At 38.1% G+C, this 14,653-nt stretch carries 13 protein-coding genes; 2 read left to right on the top strand and 11 right to left on the bottom strand.

All coding sequences use genetic code 11. From position 1 onward, the window contains the following. Position 1: 1 nt before the first annotated feature. The 5 genes from AADJ06_RS17420 to AADJ06_RS17440 all read right to left on the bottom strand — a co-directional run bounded on the left by AADJ06_RS17420 (position 2) and on the right by AADJ06_RS17440 (position 4,439). Positions 2 to 1,288, bottom strand: coding sequence for a hypothetical protein (locus AADJ06_RS17420; protein ID WP_341227765.1), 1,287 nt, complete (start codon positions 1,286 to 1,288; stop codon positions 2 to 4). Positions 1,289 to 1,357: 69 nt separating this feature from the next. After that, entirely contained in the window at positions 1,358 to 1,930 is a 573-nt protein-coding gene (locus AADJ06_RS17425) for a DUF4331 family protein (RefSeq protein WP_341227766.1), read from the bottom strand. Positions 1,931 to 1,960: 30 nt separating this feature from the next. Beyond that, positions 1,961 to 2,608 carry a DUF4331 family protein gene (locus tag AADJ06_RS17430; RefSeq protein WP_341227767.1) on the bottom strand — a complete coding sequence of 216 codons (648 nt, stop codon included), beginning with the start codon at positions 2,606 to 2,608 and terminating at the stop codon, positions 1,961 to 1,963. A gap of 248 nt (positions 2,609 to 2,856) precedes the next feature. Beyond that, on the bottom strand, positions 2,857 to 3,693 hold the full coding sequence (locus tag AADJ06_RS17435) for a ferritin-like domain-containing protein (protein ID WP_341227768.1): 837 nt from the start codon (positions 3,691 to 3,693) through the stop codon (positions 2,857 to 2,859). 20 nt (positions 3,694 to 3,713) lie between these two features. Further along, positions 3,714 to 4,439, bottom strand: coding sequence for a ferritin-like domain-containing protein (locus AADJ06_RS17440; RefSeq protein ID WP_341227769.1), 726 nt, complete (start codon positions 4,437 to 4,439; stop codon positions 3,714 to 3,716). Between the two features lie 296 nt (positions 4,440 to 4,735). On the opposite strand from AADJ06_RS17440, the gene AADJ06_RS17445 reads away from it, so the two are divergent. Next, positions 4,736 to 5,443 carry an intradiol ring-cleavage dioxygenase gene (locus AADJ06_RS17445; RefSeq protein WP_341227770.1) on the top strand — a complete coding sequence of 236 codons (708 nt, stop codon included), beginning with the start codon at positions 4,736 to 4,738 and terminating at the stop codon, positions 5,441 to 5,443. Positions 5,444 to 5,943: 500 nt separating this feature from the next. On the opposite strand, the gene AADJ06_RS17450 is transcribed toward AADJ06_RS17445, so the two are convergent. From AADJ06_RS17450 to AADJ06_RS17470, 5 genes are all read right to left on the bottom strand, one after another. Next, complete coding sequence (locus tag AADJ06_RS17450) at positions 5,944 to 6,759, bottom strand: anti-sigma factor (RefSeq protein ID WP_341227771.1); 816 nt, start codon at positions 6,757 to 6,759, stop codon at positions 5,944 to 5,946. After that, positions 6,756 to 7,298, bottom strand: a complete 543-nt coding sequence (locus AADJ06_RS17455; protein WP_341227772.1) for a sigma-70 family RNA polymerase sigma factor — start codon at positions 7,296 to 7,298, stop codon at positions 6,756 to 6,758. Before AADJ06_RS17455 ends, AADJ06_RS17450 begins: the two co-directional genes overlap by 4 nt. Before the next feature lie 101 nt (positions 7,299 to 7,399). Further along, on the bottom strand, positions 7,400 to 7,954 hold the full coding sequence (locus AADJ06_RS17460) for a fasciclin domain-containing protein (RefSeq protein WP_341227773.1): 555 nt from the start codon (positions 7,952 to 7,954) through the stop codon (positions 7,400 to 7,402). Positions 7,955 to 8,083: 129 nt separating this feature from the next. Next, positions 8,084 to 9,016 carry an alpha-E domain-containing protein gene (locus AADJ06_RS17465; protein WP_341227774.1) on the bottom strand — a complete coding sequence of 311 codons (933 nt, stop codon included), beginning with the start codon at positions 9,014 to 9,016 and terminating at the stop codon, positions 8,084 to 8,086. Positions 9,017 to 9,025: 9 nt separating this feature from the next. Then, positions 9,026 to 10,471: a circularly permuted type 2 ATP-grasp protein gene (locus AADJ06_RS17470; protein ID WP_341227775.1), complete on the bottom strand. Its 1,446-nt coding sequence runs from the start codon at positions 10,469 to 10,471 to the stop codon at positions 9,026 to 9,028. A 391-nt stretch (positions 10,472 to 10,862) separates the two neighbouring features. Here AADJ06_RS17470 and AADJ06_RS17475 point away from each other — a divergent pair, with 391 nt between their 5' ends. Then, complete coding sequence (locus tag AADJ06_RS17475; RefSeq protein ID WP_341227776.1) at positions 10,863 to 14,180, top strand: transglutaminase family protein; 3,318 nt, start codon at positions 10,863 to 10,865, stop codon at positions 14,178 to 14,180. Positions 14,181 to 14,193: 13 nt separating this feature from the next. Here the strand turns inward: AADJ06_RS17475 and AADJ06_RS17480 are convergent, their stop codons facing one another. Then, on the bottom strand, positions 14,194 to 14,652 hold the full coding sequence (locus tag AADJ06_RS17480) for a hypothetical protein (protein WP_341227777.1): 459 nt from the start codon (positions 14,650 to 14,652) through the stop codon (positions 14,194 to 14,196). Position 14,653 lies beyond the last annotated feature (1 nt).

Here is a 14,653-nt window from a genome sequence, read left to right on the forward strand (position 1 = left end):
ATTAAAGGCTTTTTATAATTGTTTCCATGTTAGGCCCTACCTCAAAGTAACTCCCTTTCAATTCATTTTTCAAATCCGTAACATTTTCTTCATTTCCGGCTGCTTTATATAACTGAGCCAGGTGAATTAAACTCTTTGGTTCATACGTTTTCCCTTTCACCTTATTATTAGCTATTAACAAAGCTTCGGATTTGTTGCCGTTTTGATAATAAGCAGAAGAAAGTAATTGATAAGACTGCGGCGTGGGTCTATTGGCGACTTCCTTTTTTGCTAATTCTAAAGCCTTTTCTGGATTGTTTTCTAACATTGTCACCAAATATGCATTGTACATATCACCATATTTAGTAGAAGAAACCAGCGATATGAACTTTTCTTTAAGTTCTGTTTCTTTCGCTGTGTTTCCTTGGTATTTCGCTATTTCCGCTTTTAATAAATTATAATCGGGAGCCTCATGCTTTCTTTCAATAGCGGCGATAATCCTTTCGGCCTCCTCAGTGTTTTTCTCGTATGAAAATGTTATCCATGCAATTCCTTTAAGGGCATAGACGTAATTTGGGTCAATTTCCAAAGCTTTAAGATAATGAGCATAAGATTTTTCAATACTACCCACGTGACCATAAAAGTCTGCAATGTTAGAATATATCCAAAGTCTAAGGTCGTCGCTATCTAACTCTTCTGCCTTAATGGTGGCAAGCTTAAGTTGCTCTATAGCACCTTCTGTATCACCATTATAATCACGCCATTTCGCTAATCTTATAAGGTAATCAAAGTCTTCTTTTTCGCTTAGTTTTTTCAGGATTGAACCTGCTTTTTCATACTCGCCAAGCTCCATAGCTACATCAAAAATCATTTTCTGAGTAGCACCTTTATTTTCACCTAAAGAGTCCGCAAGAGTTAAGTATTTGTCTGCTTCTTGAAATTGGTGTTGTGTTATTTTAGTTTTAGCCAGTGTACGAAGTACCGAAGCACTTGTTGAAAACCTCATTTCATTCACTTTAGCCAATTGTTTAGCGGCGGTGTTCAAATAGTCTATTTGGCCTGTTAAGGCAAATAATTCGGTATTGGCGGCAGCTATTTTACTTAAGTAAGTGCTCTGGTTAGGTGCCTTTTGAAACTTATTTGACCAAAAATCTAATTCACTCTTTGCAAAAACTAGCTTTTCGTTCTCTAGGTTTGAAGTAAGGTATTGATTGTAGTCTGATGGATTTGTAACAGTATCTTTGATGGGAGCGTCGCAAGAAAATGCAAGAATACCCATTAAGATTATTAGTAGTTGTAGCCTTTTCATAATCGTTAAATGTTTATTGTTTTAAAATAGGGGTAGGTAAAACCCACCCCAAATATTTTGTTTTTTATCTTACCAAGGACTGGCTAGATATGGAAAAGAAGTACTAAAGTCCTTATCATTTGAGCTTACGTTGTCATCTGACAATGTTGGATTTTCAGAAAAATCTTCTCCACCAAAAATCAATAATAGCTCAACTGTAATTACGTCATCAGAAAGGTTTCTTCCTGTTAAAACGTTAGTACCGTCAAAGAATGTAGTAGGTGCCGTAGTAGAAACCGTCAATACATCTGTAGCTAAGACAGAACCAAAAGTAGCTGCATCTAATCCTAAAGCATTTTTATCTCCTGCATTAGCATAAGCTGGGCTCAAGCCCATAAGACCTGCCGCAAAAGCCGAAGCGTATTTTGCTCCTTGCTCAGAAGGTGGCGTTACGTTAAATTCATCTTTCATGCTTGATGAAACAAAAACTGTATTTATTGCAGGACGCCCCATTTGGTCGGCAGTCATGTAAGTTCCACTAAAGTCTGGGCCTGTAGGCGTTGGCATTACTGGGCTCATCATATCATCATCATTGTCGCAGCTAGTTAAAGCTAAAGCTCCTACTAGAGCTATTCCCATTATATTTCTTAATATCTTTTTCATCTTGATCTAAATGTTATTGTAATTGATTAATTATTTTCTTTTCGCTTCTACCCACGTAGCTAATGTACCTGAGCCGCCTAAAACAGATTTAGGAAGTTCTACCACCACAGAAAGTACATTTGAACCTGCAAAAGTGTCAGTTCCTACAGCATCAAAAGCTGTAGCTGTTCCGCCAATAATTTCTGTGTACTTACCAAAATCAAAAAAGAATGGGTCATCTCTAGGACCTGCAAAAACAGTCATTTCATTTTCAGTGGCTACTACCGCCTGACTTCCGTAAGCCGTAATGTCTACTGATGCCATAGGAGCAGACTCCATAACCATGCTACTCACTCCCGGAGCTGATGGTGCTACTGGACCAAAGAAATACATTTTGCCATCTCTCGGGATAGCCTGAATAACTAAGTCCTCAACATTGTCACCCGTGTTATCAATGTTAAACTCTATCATAACATTTTCATCAAAAGCAGCTGCTCCTGTGGCCGCCGGACTTAGAAGCCCCTGAACATTGGCAACAAACACCATGTTGTCTGTATTCTCACCTTGGAATGCATAATAGTCAGTAATGTCGGCAGTTGTACCTTGAACGCCCGGTGCGTCAATGTGGTCAGCAGCAACGATGCCGATTCCTACAGCAAAAAGAGCTGCTACTCCCCAAATTTTTTGTAACCTTTTCATAATATTTTTTTGTTTTAATTTTGAATTCGGGTTAGCTACGAGTTGAGGAACAGATTTAGATCGATGTCATGAAAATAAAAGATAAATAACTCATTATATGGCATTTAAAACTCTATCATTTACCTCAATAGCAGTTTCTGGATAAGCCAAAAGTAGACTCAACTGAGATGGTTCGATCTTTTAGTATACAAAAAAACGCCTCAGAAAGTTCTTCCTGAGGCGTTACATATTTTTTACTCCCTAATTATTTAAGAAACAATAAAAAGACTAGCAATGGCAACTGCAGTATCTCCTGTGATTGCCTCATCATAGGCTTCAGAAGAAGCTTCAATGGTAAATGGAGATCCTGTTCCCAACGTTGTCAAATCTACTCCAGCTTGAGTAAAATTCTCTTCGCCATCATAAACAGCTTGCGTTGGGGCCGGCATGCCTTCTCCTCTTTCGCTTCCAGTAATCCAACCTTTCAATCCTCTAATTCTTCTAATCTCAGAAGCATGTCTTGCTTCTACTGAGTGAATCTGAAGAGCAGGGGTAAGATACGGCGTTCCCATTAATTCTCCCGCTTGCCCTTTGTAGGCTCTTACACCAGTATCTTCAAAGGCTTGAGCAAGTGCTAATAACTGTGCATAGGCAGTATCTTGACCAATACCATTATCATTAAATGGGTCAAAAGCTCCACCTACTGTAAAGTCGAAAGTAGGTTTGCTAACTGGCGTTACTCCTGCTGCTGTTAAACCAGCAACTAAAAAGTCAACGTGTGCCTGCTCATGCTTAGATATTTGCATGTAAACTTTCTCTTCTCTAGTTCCAGCTGGAATTACACCCGATTGAAGTGCTAAATCGTAAAACTCGTCTTCCAGGTACTCTAAAGTAAGAGCTAGTTGCAACGCAGAAACAGCATCACCTGGTTTTCTGGCATGAGCCTTAGTAGCTACTGTTGAAAGTCCTAAACCTAAAGGAAGTGCCGACATTGCCAAGTTCTTCCCTATTTTTGAAAATGAAGAAAACATGTCTCTTCTTGAGCTTACTACATCTTCCTGAATTTTGTCAGTAGTGAATTCGTTTAAAAAATTTATAAGTTTCATAATGTTATTCTGTTTAATTATTAAGGTAATTTATTTGCGGTGAATACTGTTTTAACAAAGCCAGTAGCTCCGACAGCAGCCAAAATAGCCGATGGAGCCATAGCCGCATCTAAGCCATCAGCTTCCGTAACGATATCATCACCAGCAAAATCCGCCGAATTAGGGTTAATTAAAGACCGAATAGCTGAGGCGTGTCTTGCCTCAATAGAAACAATTTTACCTGCAATCAATAAATAATCAGGATTAGTAATTAGGTATCCTGCTCCGTTATAAGCCGCCACTCCTGTATCTTCCAGAACTTTAGCTGTGCCCAAAACCGCATCACGATTATTGAAATCTAATCCTCCATAGTCAAACTCTAAAGTTGGTGTTACCAAACTAGTGTCTCCTCCAGTAGCAACTCCTAAAGCTGCCTTAAAAAACTCTCTGTGGTTAACCTCATGATTATATAAATCTGTCAATACTTGTTTTTCAACATCCGAAATTCCAGAATAAAATGAATTTACAACCTTAGAATAAAAGTCGGCCTCTAGTTGCTCCAATGCATACGCATAGTTTAGCACTCCTAAATCTCCTTCACCAAGGTCAAATATTGGATCTGGACCTGGTGTAGGAGTCATCATATCATCATCCTTATCACAAGCCACCAATACTCCTGCACTCATCATTGTGAGACCACTGATCTTGAGGAACTGTCTTCTGTTTGCCCCCCTTTCGCGTTCTACCTTTACAGCTTTACTTTTCATAATCTTATGTTGTTAAATTCAAAAAATTGTATTCAAGCTATCTACGCCTAGCAAAAATAAAAAGATCAGTAATTGATAAAAGAAAAGAGCAAAACTGGTATTCTGGGAACAATTTCTCAATAAAACAATACGTGTCAAATGGGCTTTTCAAGCTATAAAGCATAAAGAAACAGCCCTGAGGCTTACAAGTCAGTAGATTTGTATGATTCCCAAAAAAAATAAAAATATAAGATGAAGAAATCTTTCTGCGAGCCTCTTTTCTCCTGAATTTTACGTTAAGAAAGAAAACTAAGAGAATGAAAAGAATAGAATTTTTACGAAAAGCTGGTACTGGTATTATTACCTCCACTTTACTTGGCTGTCAGTCGTCAAAAAGCCTTAACCCTGAAATTATTTCAGAAACGGAAGGAAGTACTAATGGCTCTTCCTCAGAAAACTGCGAGGTAACAAACACTGAGACCGCTGGACCTTTTCCAACAAAAAGCCCTGCCTCTTACGTCATGGAAGACATTACTTCAAATAGAGAAGGTGTGCTTATGAATAGCTACATTACTATAAAAAACATAAATGATAACTGTACTCCCTTAGTGGGAGCTATAGTAGATATATGGCACTGTGATGCCGGAGGAAACTACTCACAATATGGAGCAAGTAGTTACGCTTCCGAAAACTTTTTAAGGGGCCGACAAATATCAAATGCCGATGGACTAGTAGCATTCAAAACTATTTTTCCTGGTTGGTATCCGGGTAGGGCCACCCATATTCATGTTCAAATATTTGATAGTTCAGGAAAATCACTTTTAGTGACTCAAATAGCCTTCCCTAAGGAGGTTTGTGATAATGTATTCACAAATGCCAGTTCCATTTACACTAATGGAACCCAAGACACATCCAATACTAAAGATGGTATTTTCAGAGATGGCTATGCAAACGAACTAGCGGGTGTATCTGGTTCTATTGAAAACGGCTATGAACTCAATCACACCATCGTAGTTTCTGCTTAATTCAATTTTGAAGGAAGAAATTTGGTAAATCCAGGGTTAACAGAAAAACCATTTCTGAAAATATTCTTTCTCCAGGGATTCTCTGTAGATAACAATTAAAGCCAATTTTAGTAAAGCGTTTGCTCTTCCTTATGTAGGTGATTTGAAAGTTGAGAATGGAAAAATAATAGAAGAAAACCACTTCGAGGCTTTTGACCAAGACCTTCGGTTGACAAAGCCATACCTCAAAGATGCTGTTTTATTTTAACTTTCAGCTTAAGGAACTTAGCCTTCAGCACCATCTTAAAGAATCAACCCTTGCCAAAGCCAAGTATCCATTTAATAGCCTGTCGTCTCAAATACAAATAGACAAATTTGATCAAAGATTTGAAAAATAATAAGTTTCGAAAATGCCTATGAGACTGCATTTTCTATGTAATTAATCAAACTAAACGCCCATCCACACCAAAAGCCCCAAAGGGGCTATTATGGTGTGGATGAACGATATCCGGCTACAATCTTTATACGTTTCCTATTACGTAGAGCTGCTCTAAAGTGGGGCTTGGTACGCCGCCAGCTTTTTCTAAAGTAATGGCAAATGCAGAAGGGGTTCCGTTCACTGCTTTCATTGACAGAAGTTTCCCTTCAAAGTCATTATCAAGCATACCCATATCTTCTGGTCCGTTTTCGCCAATTATCCAAAGCTGGTACTGTTTACCATCTGCCGCCTTTGGCAGGTTATTTACCATGAGCTCCACAGAGTTATCTTTCTGATTCCACATAACAGTTACTGCTGCTTCTGGCTGGGCTTCCGTTCCTCCTAGTTTAACAATCTTGTTAACTGGATTCTGAAACTCTGCTAACAGCTCGCTGCTAGAGTTAAAAGAGCCTTCTAAGTTTTCTACTCTTTCGCTCAGCTCTGTTGATTCTGTTTTCAGTTGCTTATTTTCAGAAACCATCCATGCTGTTACTGCTGCTAAAAGAACCGATGCGGCCAAAGCCATCTTACTCCAAAGAGGAATAATTCTCACTTCTTCTATTTCAGTCTCTGCTGTTATCTCTTCGTAAGCTTCAGGCAGGCTTTCCTCTTCTTGTACTTCCTCATCTTCTGCGAAAGTCATCTGAGAGAAAATCTGATCCTTGAGAAAAGCCGGTGGCTCCTTCTCGTAGACTGCCGCATATTTCCCTAGTGATAGATTTAACACTTCAATTTCCTGTTTTATTTCGGGATAGGTTTGAGCCAGGCATTCTATACCTGCTGCCTCCTTATCTGGAAGGTGTCCTAAAACATAATCCTCCAGCATCCCTGATGATTCTATAAATTCTTTAATGTTCATGCTGCATAATAGAGTTTAAGATCCTGTAATGCTGTCCTAATTCTAGACTTCGCTGTTCCCAACGGAATGTCTAGTTTCTCGGCGGCTTCCTGCTGCGTATAACCCTGCAAGTAAACCAAGTCTAACAAAACCTTTCTCTCTGGTTTTAGTTTATCTACAATCCCTCGTAAATCAATAGTGTTTACGGAGATTTGATCTTGTTTGTTCTCGTCAATCAATCCAATTTGATCATTAATATCAACATGATACTTGTTCTTTTCTTTTCTGTAAAGATCAATGGACGCGTTGCGAGCAATGTTCATCATCCAGGTGTAGAGCTTTGCTTTGCTAGGCTCATAGTCACCAATTTTTTTCCATATTTTCAGAAAAACTTCCTGTAATAAGTCTGCAGCTTTTTCCTCGTCCGGAATTATTCTTGAAATGACCCCAAATAGGGCAGAAGAATAATTATCATACAAGTACTCAAATGCATGCCGTTGATTTTTTTTCAACGCACCTACTAATTCGTCTTCTGAATATCTGTTTGTTTTTGTAGCCAAAATGTATTCAGTTTAGAAAATTGTAATATATAAAACTAAAGTAATTAATTGTCTTTTGAAACTCCCGGCTTATCGTATCACCGGGAGTTTACCTTTCAAATTTAGCTTGGTAATAAAACCTTGTCAATAGAATGAATCACGCCATTGCTTTGATAAACGTCATACACACTAATGTTTGCCGCTCCACCTTTTTCATCAATGACCATCACGTTATGCTCGCCATTCATTTTAAAAGTAAGAGTAGCTCCAGATAAAGTTTTCATAGTTGCCATTCCTTTACCTTTCTTAATCATTTTCATTAGCTCGTTGGCATCAATTTTCCCAGCTACTACATGATAAGTTAAAATAGAACTTAACATATCCTTATTTTCTGGCTTAAGAAGCGTAGCCACTGTTCCTTTTGGCAATGCATCAAATGCTGAGTTTACAGGAGCAAAAACTGTTAAAGGGCCGTCTCCCATTAAAGCGTCTACTAGGCCTGCTGCTTTTACCGCAGCCACCAAAGTGGTGTGGTCTTTAGAGTTTACTGCATTTTCAACTATGTTCTTCTGAGCATACATAGCTTCACCTCCAACCATCACAGTCTGAGCGTTTACCATTGTACTTGCAGCCATTCCTGCTAAAATAAGTGCTAACGTTTTAATTTGCTTTTTCATAATTCGTGTTTTTCATTTTTTGTATGCAGCATGTACGCCACTGAGATTCTTTTGGATTAAAAGCCCATAAAAAAAAGAACTCCTGGCATGGAGCTCTTTCTTTTAAAATCAACAGAAAACTATAATTCGCTAACTATAAGCAAAGTAATTCGTTACCAATATTTGATTCATTTCTATTACCTTTTTCTGAACCTCCTGAAGGTATTCCATCTCTTTACCTTCGATATCATCCATTTGATAATAAAAAAGTTCGTTTCTTAAATTTCTAGCTATAAGTTTTATAGAATTATCTTTCCCTTTTTTATCTAGAGATAAATCGCTTATTCTTTCTTTAAATTCATAAAGACAAAATGCCAGTGACCTCGGAAACTTTTGATTAAAGATCAGAAACTCTAATGCTCTTCTTTTCTTCACAGGCTTTTTGTAAAATTTCCTATTCATGTCAAAAGCTTCTAAACTTTTCAAAAGATTACCAAACTCATTGTCAATAAGAAGTGGGTCTATACCTTCTAGAGCTTCTTCATCGTATAGTTTAAGCTGCGTAATTCGGGTTATTTGAAAGCTTCTTTCTAAAAGCAAACCTATTTTAAGCACTGACCAACCTTGGTCATGAATTAGTGTACTGTCTATTCTTGCCTTGCACAGCACTACTTGGTCTTGCACTTTCAGCATGAACTCACTCATGCTAGATTTCAAATACTCGTCTTCATCAAAACTTCCTACATAATGGTATAAGCTATTCACAGCCTCCCATAGCTCAGTACTTATGAAATCCTGTGTTCCTCTAAAATTTTCTCTAAGTAAATTGGCACATGAAATAATAGAAGAAGGGTTTGACCTATCAAAGGCAACATTTTTTAATACCTTTTGCTGGTCTAGTTCATCATCTGTTGACAGCGTACCCGCCATAGAGTTAATATTGCGAAGCACAAACTGTAAACTAACCTCCGCAGGCCCATCCAGACTAGTAAAATAATTAACGGGGACAAAACGAGCGATATGCTCCATCCGTTCTAAATTTCTTCCTGCCCAATATAAATTGTTAGCTATTCTTGAAAGCATATAAATCTTTTATTTAATCACCCAAGTGTCTTTCGAACCACCACCTTGAGAAGAGTTTACAATAAGGTTTCCTTTTTTTAATGCGACCCTTGTTAGACCACCAGGTAAAACATAAGAACTATTTTTTCCTAAAAGGCAGAACGTTCTCAAATCCAAATATCTCGGTTCAATAGTCTTCGTTTCTTCAATAAATGTAGGAGCCATGGAAAGGCTCATGATGGGCTGAGCAATATACTTTCTTCTATTTGCAGAAATTGCTTTTTTGACTTCTTCAATCTCCTGCTCATTTAATGTATTCCCTATAGATATGCCATATCCACCTGATTCATCCACTGGTTTGACAACTAGTTTAGAAATGTTTTCTATTACATATTTGTAATCGTCTTCTAGCTCACACCTATATGTAGGCACATTCTTGAGCTTAGCCTCTTCTCCCAAATAGAACTTTATAATTTCTGGCATGTAAATATAAACCGCCTTATCGTCTGCCACACCAGTACCTGGTGCGTTCACAATATTAACATTACCTGCTCTATAGGCCCGCATTAAACCTTTTACACCAAGAACAGAGTCCTTATTAAAAACTTCAGGGTCTATAAAAGCATCATCAACCCTTCTATAAATTACATGAACCTGTGCAGGACCATTTATCGTACGTGTAAAAACCTTGTCATTTTCAATGTATAAATCTCTACCTTCTACCAGTTCTATTCCCATAGATTGAGCCAGCCATGCATGTTCGTAATATGCTGAATTAAAAACGCCGGGAGTCAAAACTACACACCTAGGTTCGCTATCTAGGTTTTCAGGAGCCACCGACTGCAGCATCTCTAATAAGTGAGAAGGATAATCATTTACCTGTCTTGTTTTATTTGAAGAGAATAACTGAGGGAAAGTTTCCTTTAGAGTGGTCCTATTTGCATAAACATAACTCACTCCAGAAGGACATCTAACATTATCTTCTAAAACATAATATTCTCCATCATTATGTCTTATAATATCACTTCCATTAATATGGTTATATATACCACCAGGAGGTACAAAGCCTTTCATTTCTTTAAGAAAATTGACAGAGCTTTCTATCAATTCTCTAGGAACTATATTCTCTTTGAAAATTCGCTGCTCGTTATAAATGTCCTTAAGAAAAAGGTTTATCGCTTTGTTTCGCTGCAAAATACCTGCTTCCAATCGCTCCCACTTTGAGGTGGTAATTAATCTTGGTACTAGGTCAAACGGAAATATCCTTTCCGTAGCCTGCATGTTTTCAGAGTAGACTGCAAAGGTGATTCCTTTATTAAAAAAAACTTCTTTCGCTTCTTTCGCTAATTTAGCAAAAGTGGTGATGTCATAATTATCAAAATGATTTGATAATAATTCATAATGTTTTCTAACCGTTCCGTCCGACTCAAACATTTCATCATATACTTCACCTTCTGGGATATAAGAATTTATCATAATCTATAATATTCGAAAATATTCCGTAAAATTGTTCTCCTTCGGAAATTTATTTGTCAATTGCGTACATAAATCAATTCCAGTATTTGCTATTTAACAAAAAAGCAAATGATTATTTCGACAACTTAGGTATAAAACGAGTGAAAATGCAAATAAATCAGAAAGTAATACAGTTAAAAAAAATGTATCACCTGAATAAACGAAGTTTAACTCAAAAAGAACCATTTTTGATACGAAATAAATTCTTGGAAATTTACCACAAATAAGCTTTTGACAAATATGACCTTCATCACAGTTTAAGCACTAAATTGCTTTGAAAGTATATTTTAAGCTAATTACAGTAATTATAAGAAACAAATACTCATATTCATAAATCAATAAAGTACAATATATGTCCATAAGAGTAGCCATTCGTCATCAGATGCATTATGATTATGATAAGTTTATCAATGTGTCTCCTCAGGTCATAAGGTTAAAGCCTGCCGTTCATTCCAGAACGCCAATTCACTCCTACTCTTTAAAGATTTCGCCAGAAAATCATTTCATCAATTGGCAACAAGATCCTTTTGGAAATTTCCAGGCTCGAGTAGTATTTCCTGAAAAAATCAAGAACTTATATGTGGATGTAGAAGTGATTGCTGATTTAATTGTCATCAATCCATTTGACTTTTTTGTGGATGAATATGCAGAAAAGTTTCCATTCAAATATGAAGACCAACTTCAAAAAGAGCTTAGTCCTTACTTTGAAATTATAGAAGATGGGCCACTGCTTAAAGACTTTCTTGACACCAAGGCTCCAAAAGAACCCATGCAGATAGTCGACTTTCTAGTAGCGATAAATCAAGCTCTATATAATCAAGTAAATTATACCATCAGACTAGAAGCAGGTGTTCAAACCTGTGAAGACACCTTAGGCAAAGCTTTAGGCTCTTGTCGTGATAGTGCATGGGTTTTGGTTCAGATTTTCCGCCATTTAGGACTTGCCGCAAGGTTTGTTTCTGGTTACTTGGTTCAGCTTACTGCTGACGAAAAATCATTAGACGGCCCTTCCGGTCCTGAAGCAGACTTTACAGATTTGCACGCTTGGGCAGAAGTTTTTATTCCTGGTGCTGGCTGGGTAGGCTTAGACGCCACTTCAGGTCTTTTTGCAGGAGAAGGTCATATTCCTCTATCATGTACACCGTCTCCTGGAAGTGCTGCTCCAATCACAGGCTTACTAGATGCCTGCGAAACAACCTTTACTTTCAAAAATGAAGTCATAAGAATACACGAGGAGCCTAGAGTGACCAAGCCTTATTCTGAGCAGCAATGGCAAGATATTTTAGCCCTTGGCGACAATGTCGATGAGGATTTAGAAGCCATGGATGTTAGACTCACCATGGGTGGTGAACCAACATTTGTCTCTATTGATGACATGGAAGGTGCCGAATGGAATATTTCTGCTGACGGCTCTCACAAAAGAAAATTAGCTCAAGAACTTACACTAAGAATTAGAGATAGTTTTGCTCCTAAGGGGATGCTTCATTTTGGTCAAGGAAAACTTTACCCGGGCGAATCTTTGCCAAGGTGGCAATATGGCTGTTTTTGGAGAAAAGATGGCTTCCCTATTTGGGAAAACTCTGCATTAATAGCTTCACCAGCAAAAAAAGGTACTAATACTAAGGAAGACGGAAAACTGTTTTTTGAAAAACTCGCAGAACTATTAAACATTGACCAAAAGGCCATCCTCCCAGCTTATGAAGATGCCTTCTATTTTGCTTGGGAAGAAGATAAATTACCTTTAGACAAAGACCCATTAAAGCTTAATTTAAAAGATAGTGTAGAAAGAAGAACGCTTACAGAAAACTTAAACAAAGGCTTAAATGAGCCTTCTGGATATGTTTTACCTATAAGGTTTAACCGAAAAGATAAACACTGGGAAAGCTGCAAATGGCCTTTCAGAAAGAAAAATCTTTTCTTAGTGCCAGGTAATTCTGCTATAGGATACCGATTGCCTTTAAACTCCCTTCCTGAGAAAAACATGGAAGAAGAGACTTACCCAAGAGACCCCTTTGCACCGCTTCCAAACCTTCAAGATTATGAAGCCAAATTAAAAGCTGGAAAAAGTAAAGCCTTAGCTACAAGAGAAGATATCTGTTTTAAAACAGCTATGTGTTTGGAGGTAAAAGATGGGAGAATTCAAATATTCTTACCTCCGCAAGATCTCTTAGAGCATTATTTAGAAATGGTAGCGGCCATCCATTTGGTAGCAAATGAGATGAACACGCCTGTCATTTTAGAGGGTTACGAACCATCAAGCGAAGGAAAACTTCACAAGCTGATGGTTACGCCAGACCCTGGTGTGATAGAGGTAAACACACATCCATCTGCCTCTTGGAAAGAGTTAGTGAACACCACACTTAAACTTTATGAGCAGGCAAAACTATCGAGACTTGGCACAGAGAAGTTTATGATTGATGGTAGGCATACTGGAACGGGCGGAGGAAACCATATAACCATTGGCGGAGTTACACCAATGGACAGCCCGTTGCTTAGAAAACCAAAATTGCTACAAAGCATCATTACCTACTGGCAGCACCACCCATCTCTTTCCTATCTTTTTAGTGGACCTTTTATAGGGCCAACCTCTCAAGCTCCAAGGGTAGATGAAGGCAGAGATGATGTACTTTATGAACTAGAAATAGCTTTTAGTCAAGTACCAAAAGAAGAGAATCCTCCATTGTGGATTTCGGATAGACTTTTTAGGAATTTGCTTATCGATGTTACGGGTAATACCCATAGGGCAGAGCTTTGTATAGACAAACTCTACTCTCCTTATGGAACGGCAGGCAGACAGGGGATTTTAGAGTTTCGCGGTTTTGATATGCCGCCTCATGCTCATATGAGCCTTGCTCAAAACTTACTTATCAGAACACTAATAGCACGCTTCTGGAAAAGTCCTTACGAGAAAAAATTAGTAAGGTGGGGTACAGAACTACATGACCAGTTTATGCTGGAGCATTACGTAAGGCAAGACCTCAATCATATCTTATCAGAGATTCAAGAGTCTGGCTATAAAATAGAACCTTCTTGGTTTGATGCCTTCATTGAGTTTAGATTCCCTGTTTTAGGTAGAGCACAGTTTGGTGACATCTCTCTAGAACTTAGGTGGGCTATTGAGCCATGGAATGTTTTGGGCGAAGAAGTTACTTCTCAAGGTACCGCAAGGTATGTAGATTCGTCTGTAGAGCGTGTCCAAGTGAAAGTTAACGGCTGGCATTCGGACCGATACATATTGGCATGTAATGAAACCAAAATACCACTGAGAGCTACTGGTCAGAAAGGTCAATTTGTGGCTGGTGTACGTTATAAAGCATGGGCTCCGCCATCAGCCCTTCACCCAACCATAGGTGTAGACACCCCGCTACTTTTTGATATTGTTGACACTTGGAATAATAAATCTATTGGAGGTTTCACATACCATGTGGCTCATCCGGGAGGTCGTAATTATGATACTTTACCTGTGAATAGCATGGAAGCCGAATCAAGGAGACATACAAGATTCTACAGCGAAGGACATACACAAGGCAGCGTAAAAACAGTTCAAGAGTATACGGCAGTAGGAAGATTCTTTGAAGAAAACAAAGAAACAAGAACAGTTATCATTCCAATGGAGGAAACCACCTCAAACCTTTCTACAACATTAGACTTGAGGAAAAGGAGGAAATAACAGGCTTTGCCTTTTACCCTGGAATGAGAATATAAGTATTCATAGTACCACCAGTTTTAAAATTGGATTTAGTAGCGGAAATGTTGAGATTGGTTTCATTTGCCAACGAGATAGTAAACTCCAGTGTGCCTCCAGATTCTGAAGGAACGGGTTGAAGGTTTTCTAACACCAGTTTGGAATCATTTGAGGCTAATCTCCATTTGCCACTTATTTTGGTGCCTTCTATTTCTTCTAAAGAAAGAGTTCCATTTTTCTGCAAGTCCAATTTAAAGGCTGAATAACCAGGTTTAAGATTGCTATTGTCTCCTTTTGAGTATACACTGGCTCCATCTTCTTTCACTGAATTTGCCACCCATGTCTTGGCTATTTTATCAGATAGAGTTGTTTGATTGTTCCCTCCACCATCATCCACATTATCTTTTTTACAAGAAAGTAGTACCGCAAAAACGAAGTATATGAATATCTTTTTCATG

The organism is uncultured Arcticibacterium sp., assembly GCF_964021845.1.
Taxonomy (GTDB): Bacteria; Bacteroidota; Bacteroidia; order Cytophagales; family Spirosomataceae; genus Arcticibacterium.

What these genes read in the sequence shown, in the direction of transcription:
- AADJ06_RS17420 (WP_341227765.1), bottom strand. Translation starts at nt 1,288, where the DNA reads ATGAAAAGGCTACAACTACTAATAATCTTAATGGGTATTCTTGCATTT.
- AADJ06_RS17425 (WP_341227766.1), bottom strand. Translation starts at nt 1,930, where the DNA reads ATGAAAAAGATATTAAGAAATATAATGGGAATAGCTCTAGTAGGAGCT.
- AADJ06_RS17430 (WP_341227767.1), bottom strand. Translation starts at nt 2,608, where the DNA reads ATGAAAAGGTTACAAAAAATTTGGGGAGTAGCAGCTCTTTTTGCTGTA.
- AADJ06_RS17435 (WP_341227768.1), bottom strand. Translation starts at nt 3,693, where the DNA reads ATGAAACTTATAAATTTTTTAAACGAATTCACTACTGACAAAATTCAG.
- AADJ06_RS17440 (WP_341227769.1), bottom strand. Translation starts at nt 4,439, where the DNA reads ATGAAAAGTAAAGCTGTAAAGGTAGAACGCGAAAGGGGGGCAAACAGA.
- AADJ06_RS17445 (WP_341227770.1), top strand. Translation starts at nt 4,736, where the DNA reads ATGAAAAGAATAGAATTTTTACGAAAAGCTGGTACTGGTATTATTACC.
- AADJ06_RS17450 (WP_341227771.1), bottom strand. Translation starts at nt 6,759, where the DNA reads ATGAACATTAAAGAATTTATAGAATCATCAGGGATGCTGGAGGATTAT.
- AADJ06_RS17460 (WP_341227773.1), bottom strand. Translation starts at nt 7,954, where the DNA reads ATGAAAAAGCAAATTAAAACGTTAGCACTTATTTTAGCAGGAATGGCT.
- AADJ06_RS17465 (WP_341227774.1), bottom strand. Translation starts at nt 9,016, where the DNA reads ATGCTTTCAAGAATAGCTAACAATTTATATTGGGCAGGAAGAAATTTA.
- AADJ06_RS17470 (WP_341227775.1), bottom strand. Translation starts at nt 10,471, where the DNA reads ATGATAAATTCTTATATCCCAGAAGGTGAAGTATATGATGAAATGTTT.
- AADJ06_RS17475 (WP_341227776.1), top strand. Translation starts at nt 10,863, where the DNA reads ATGTCCATAAGAGTAGCCATTCGTCATCAGATGCATTATGATTATGAT.
- AADJ06_RS17480 (WP_341227777.1), bottom strand. Translation starts at nt 14,652, where the DNA reads ATGAAAAAGATATTCATATACTTCGTTTTTGCGGTACTACTTTCTTGT.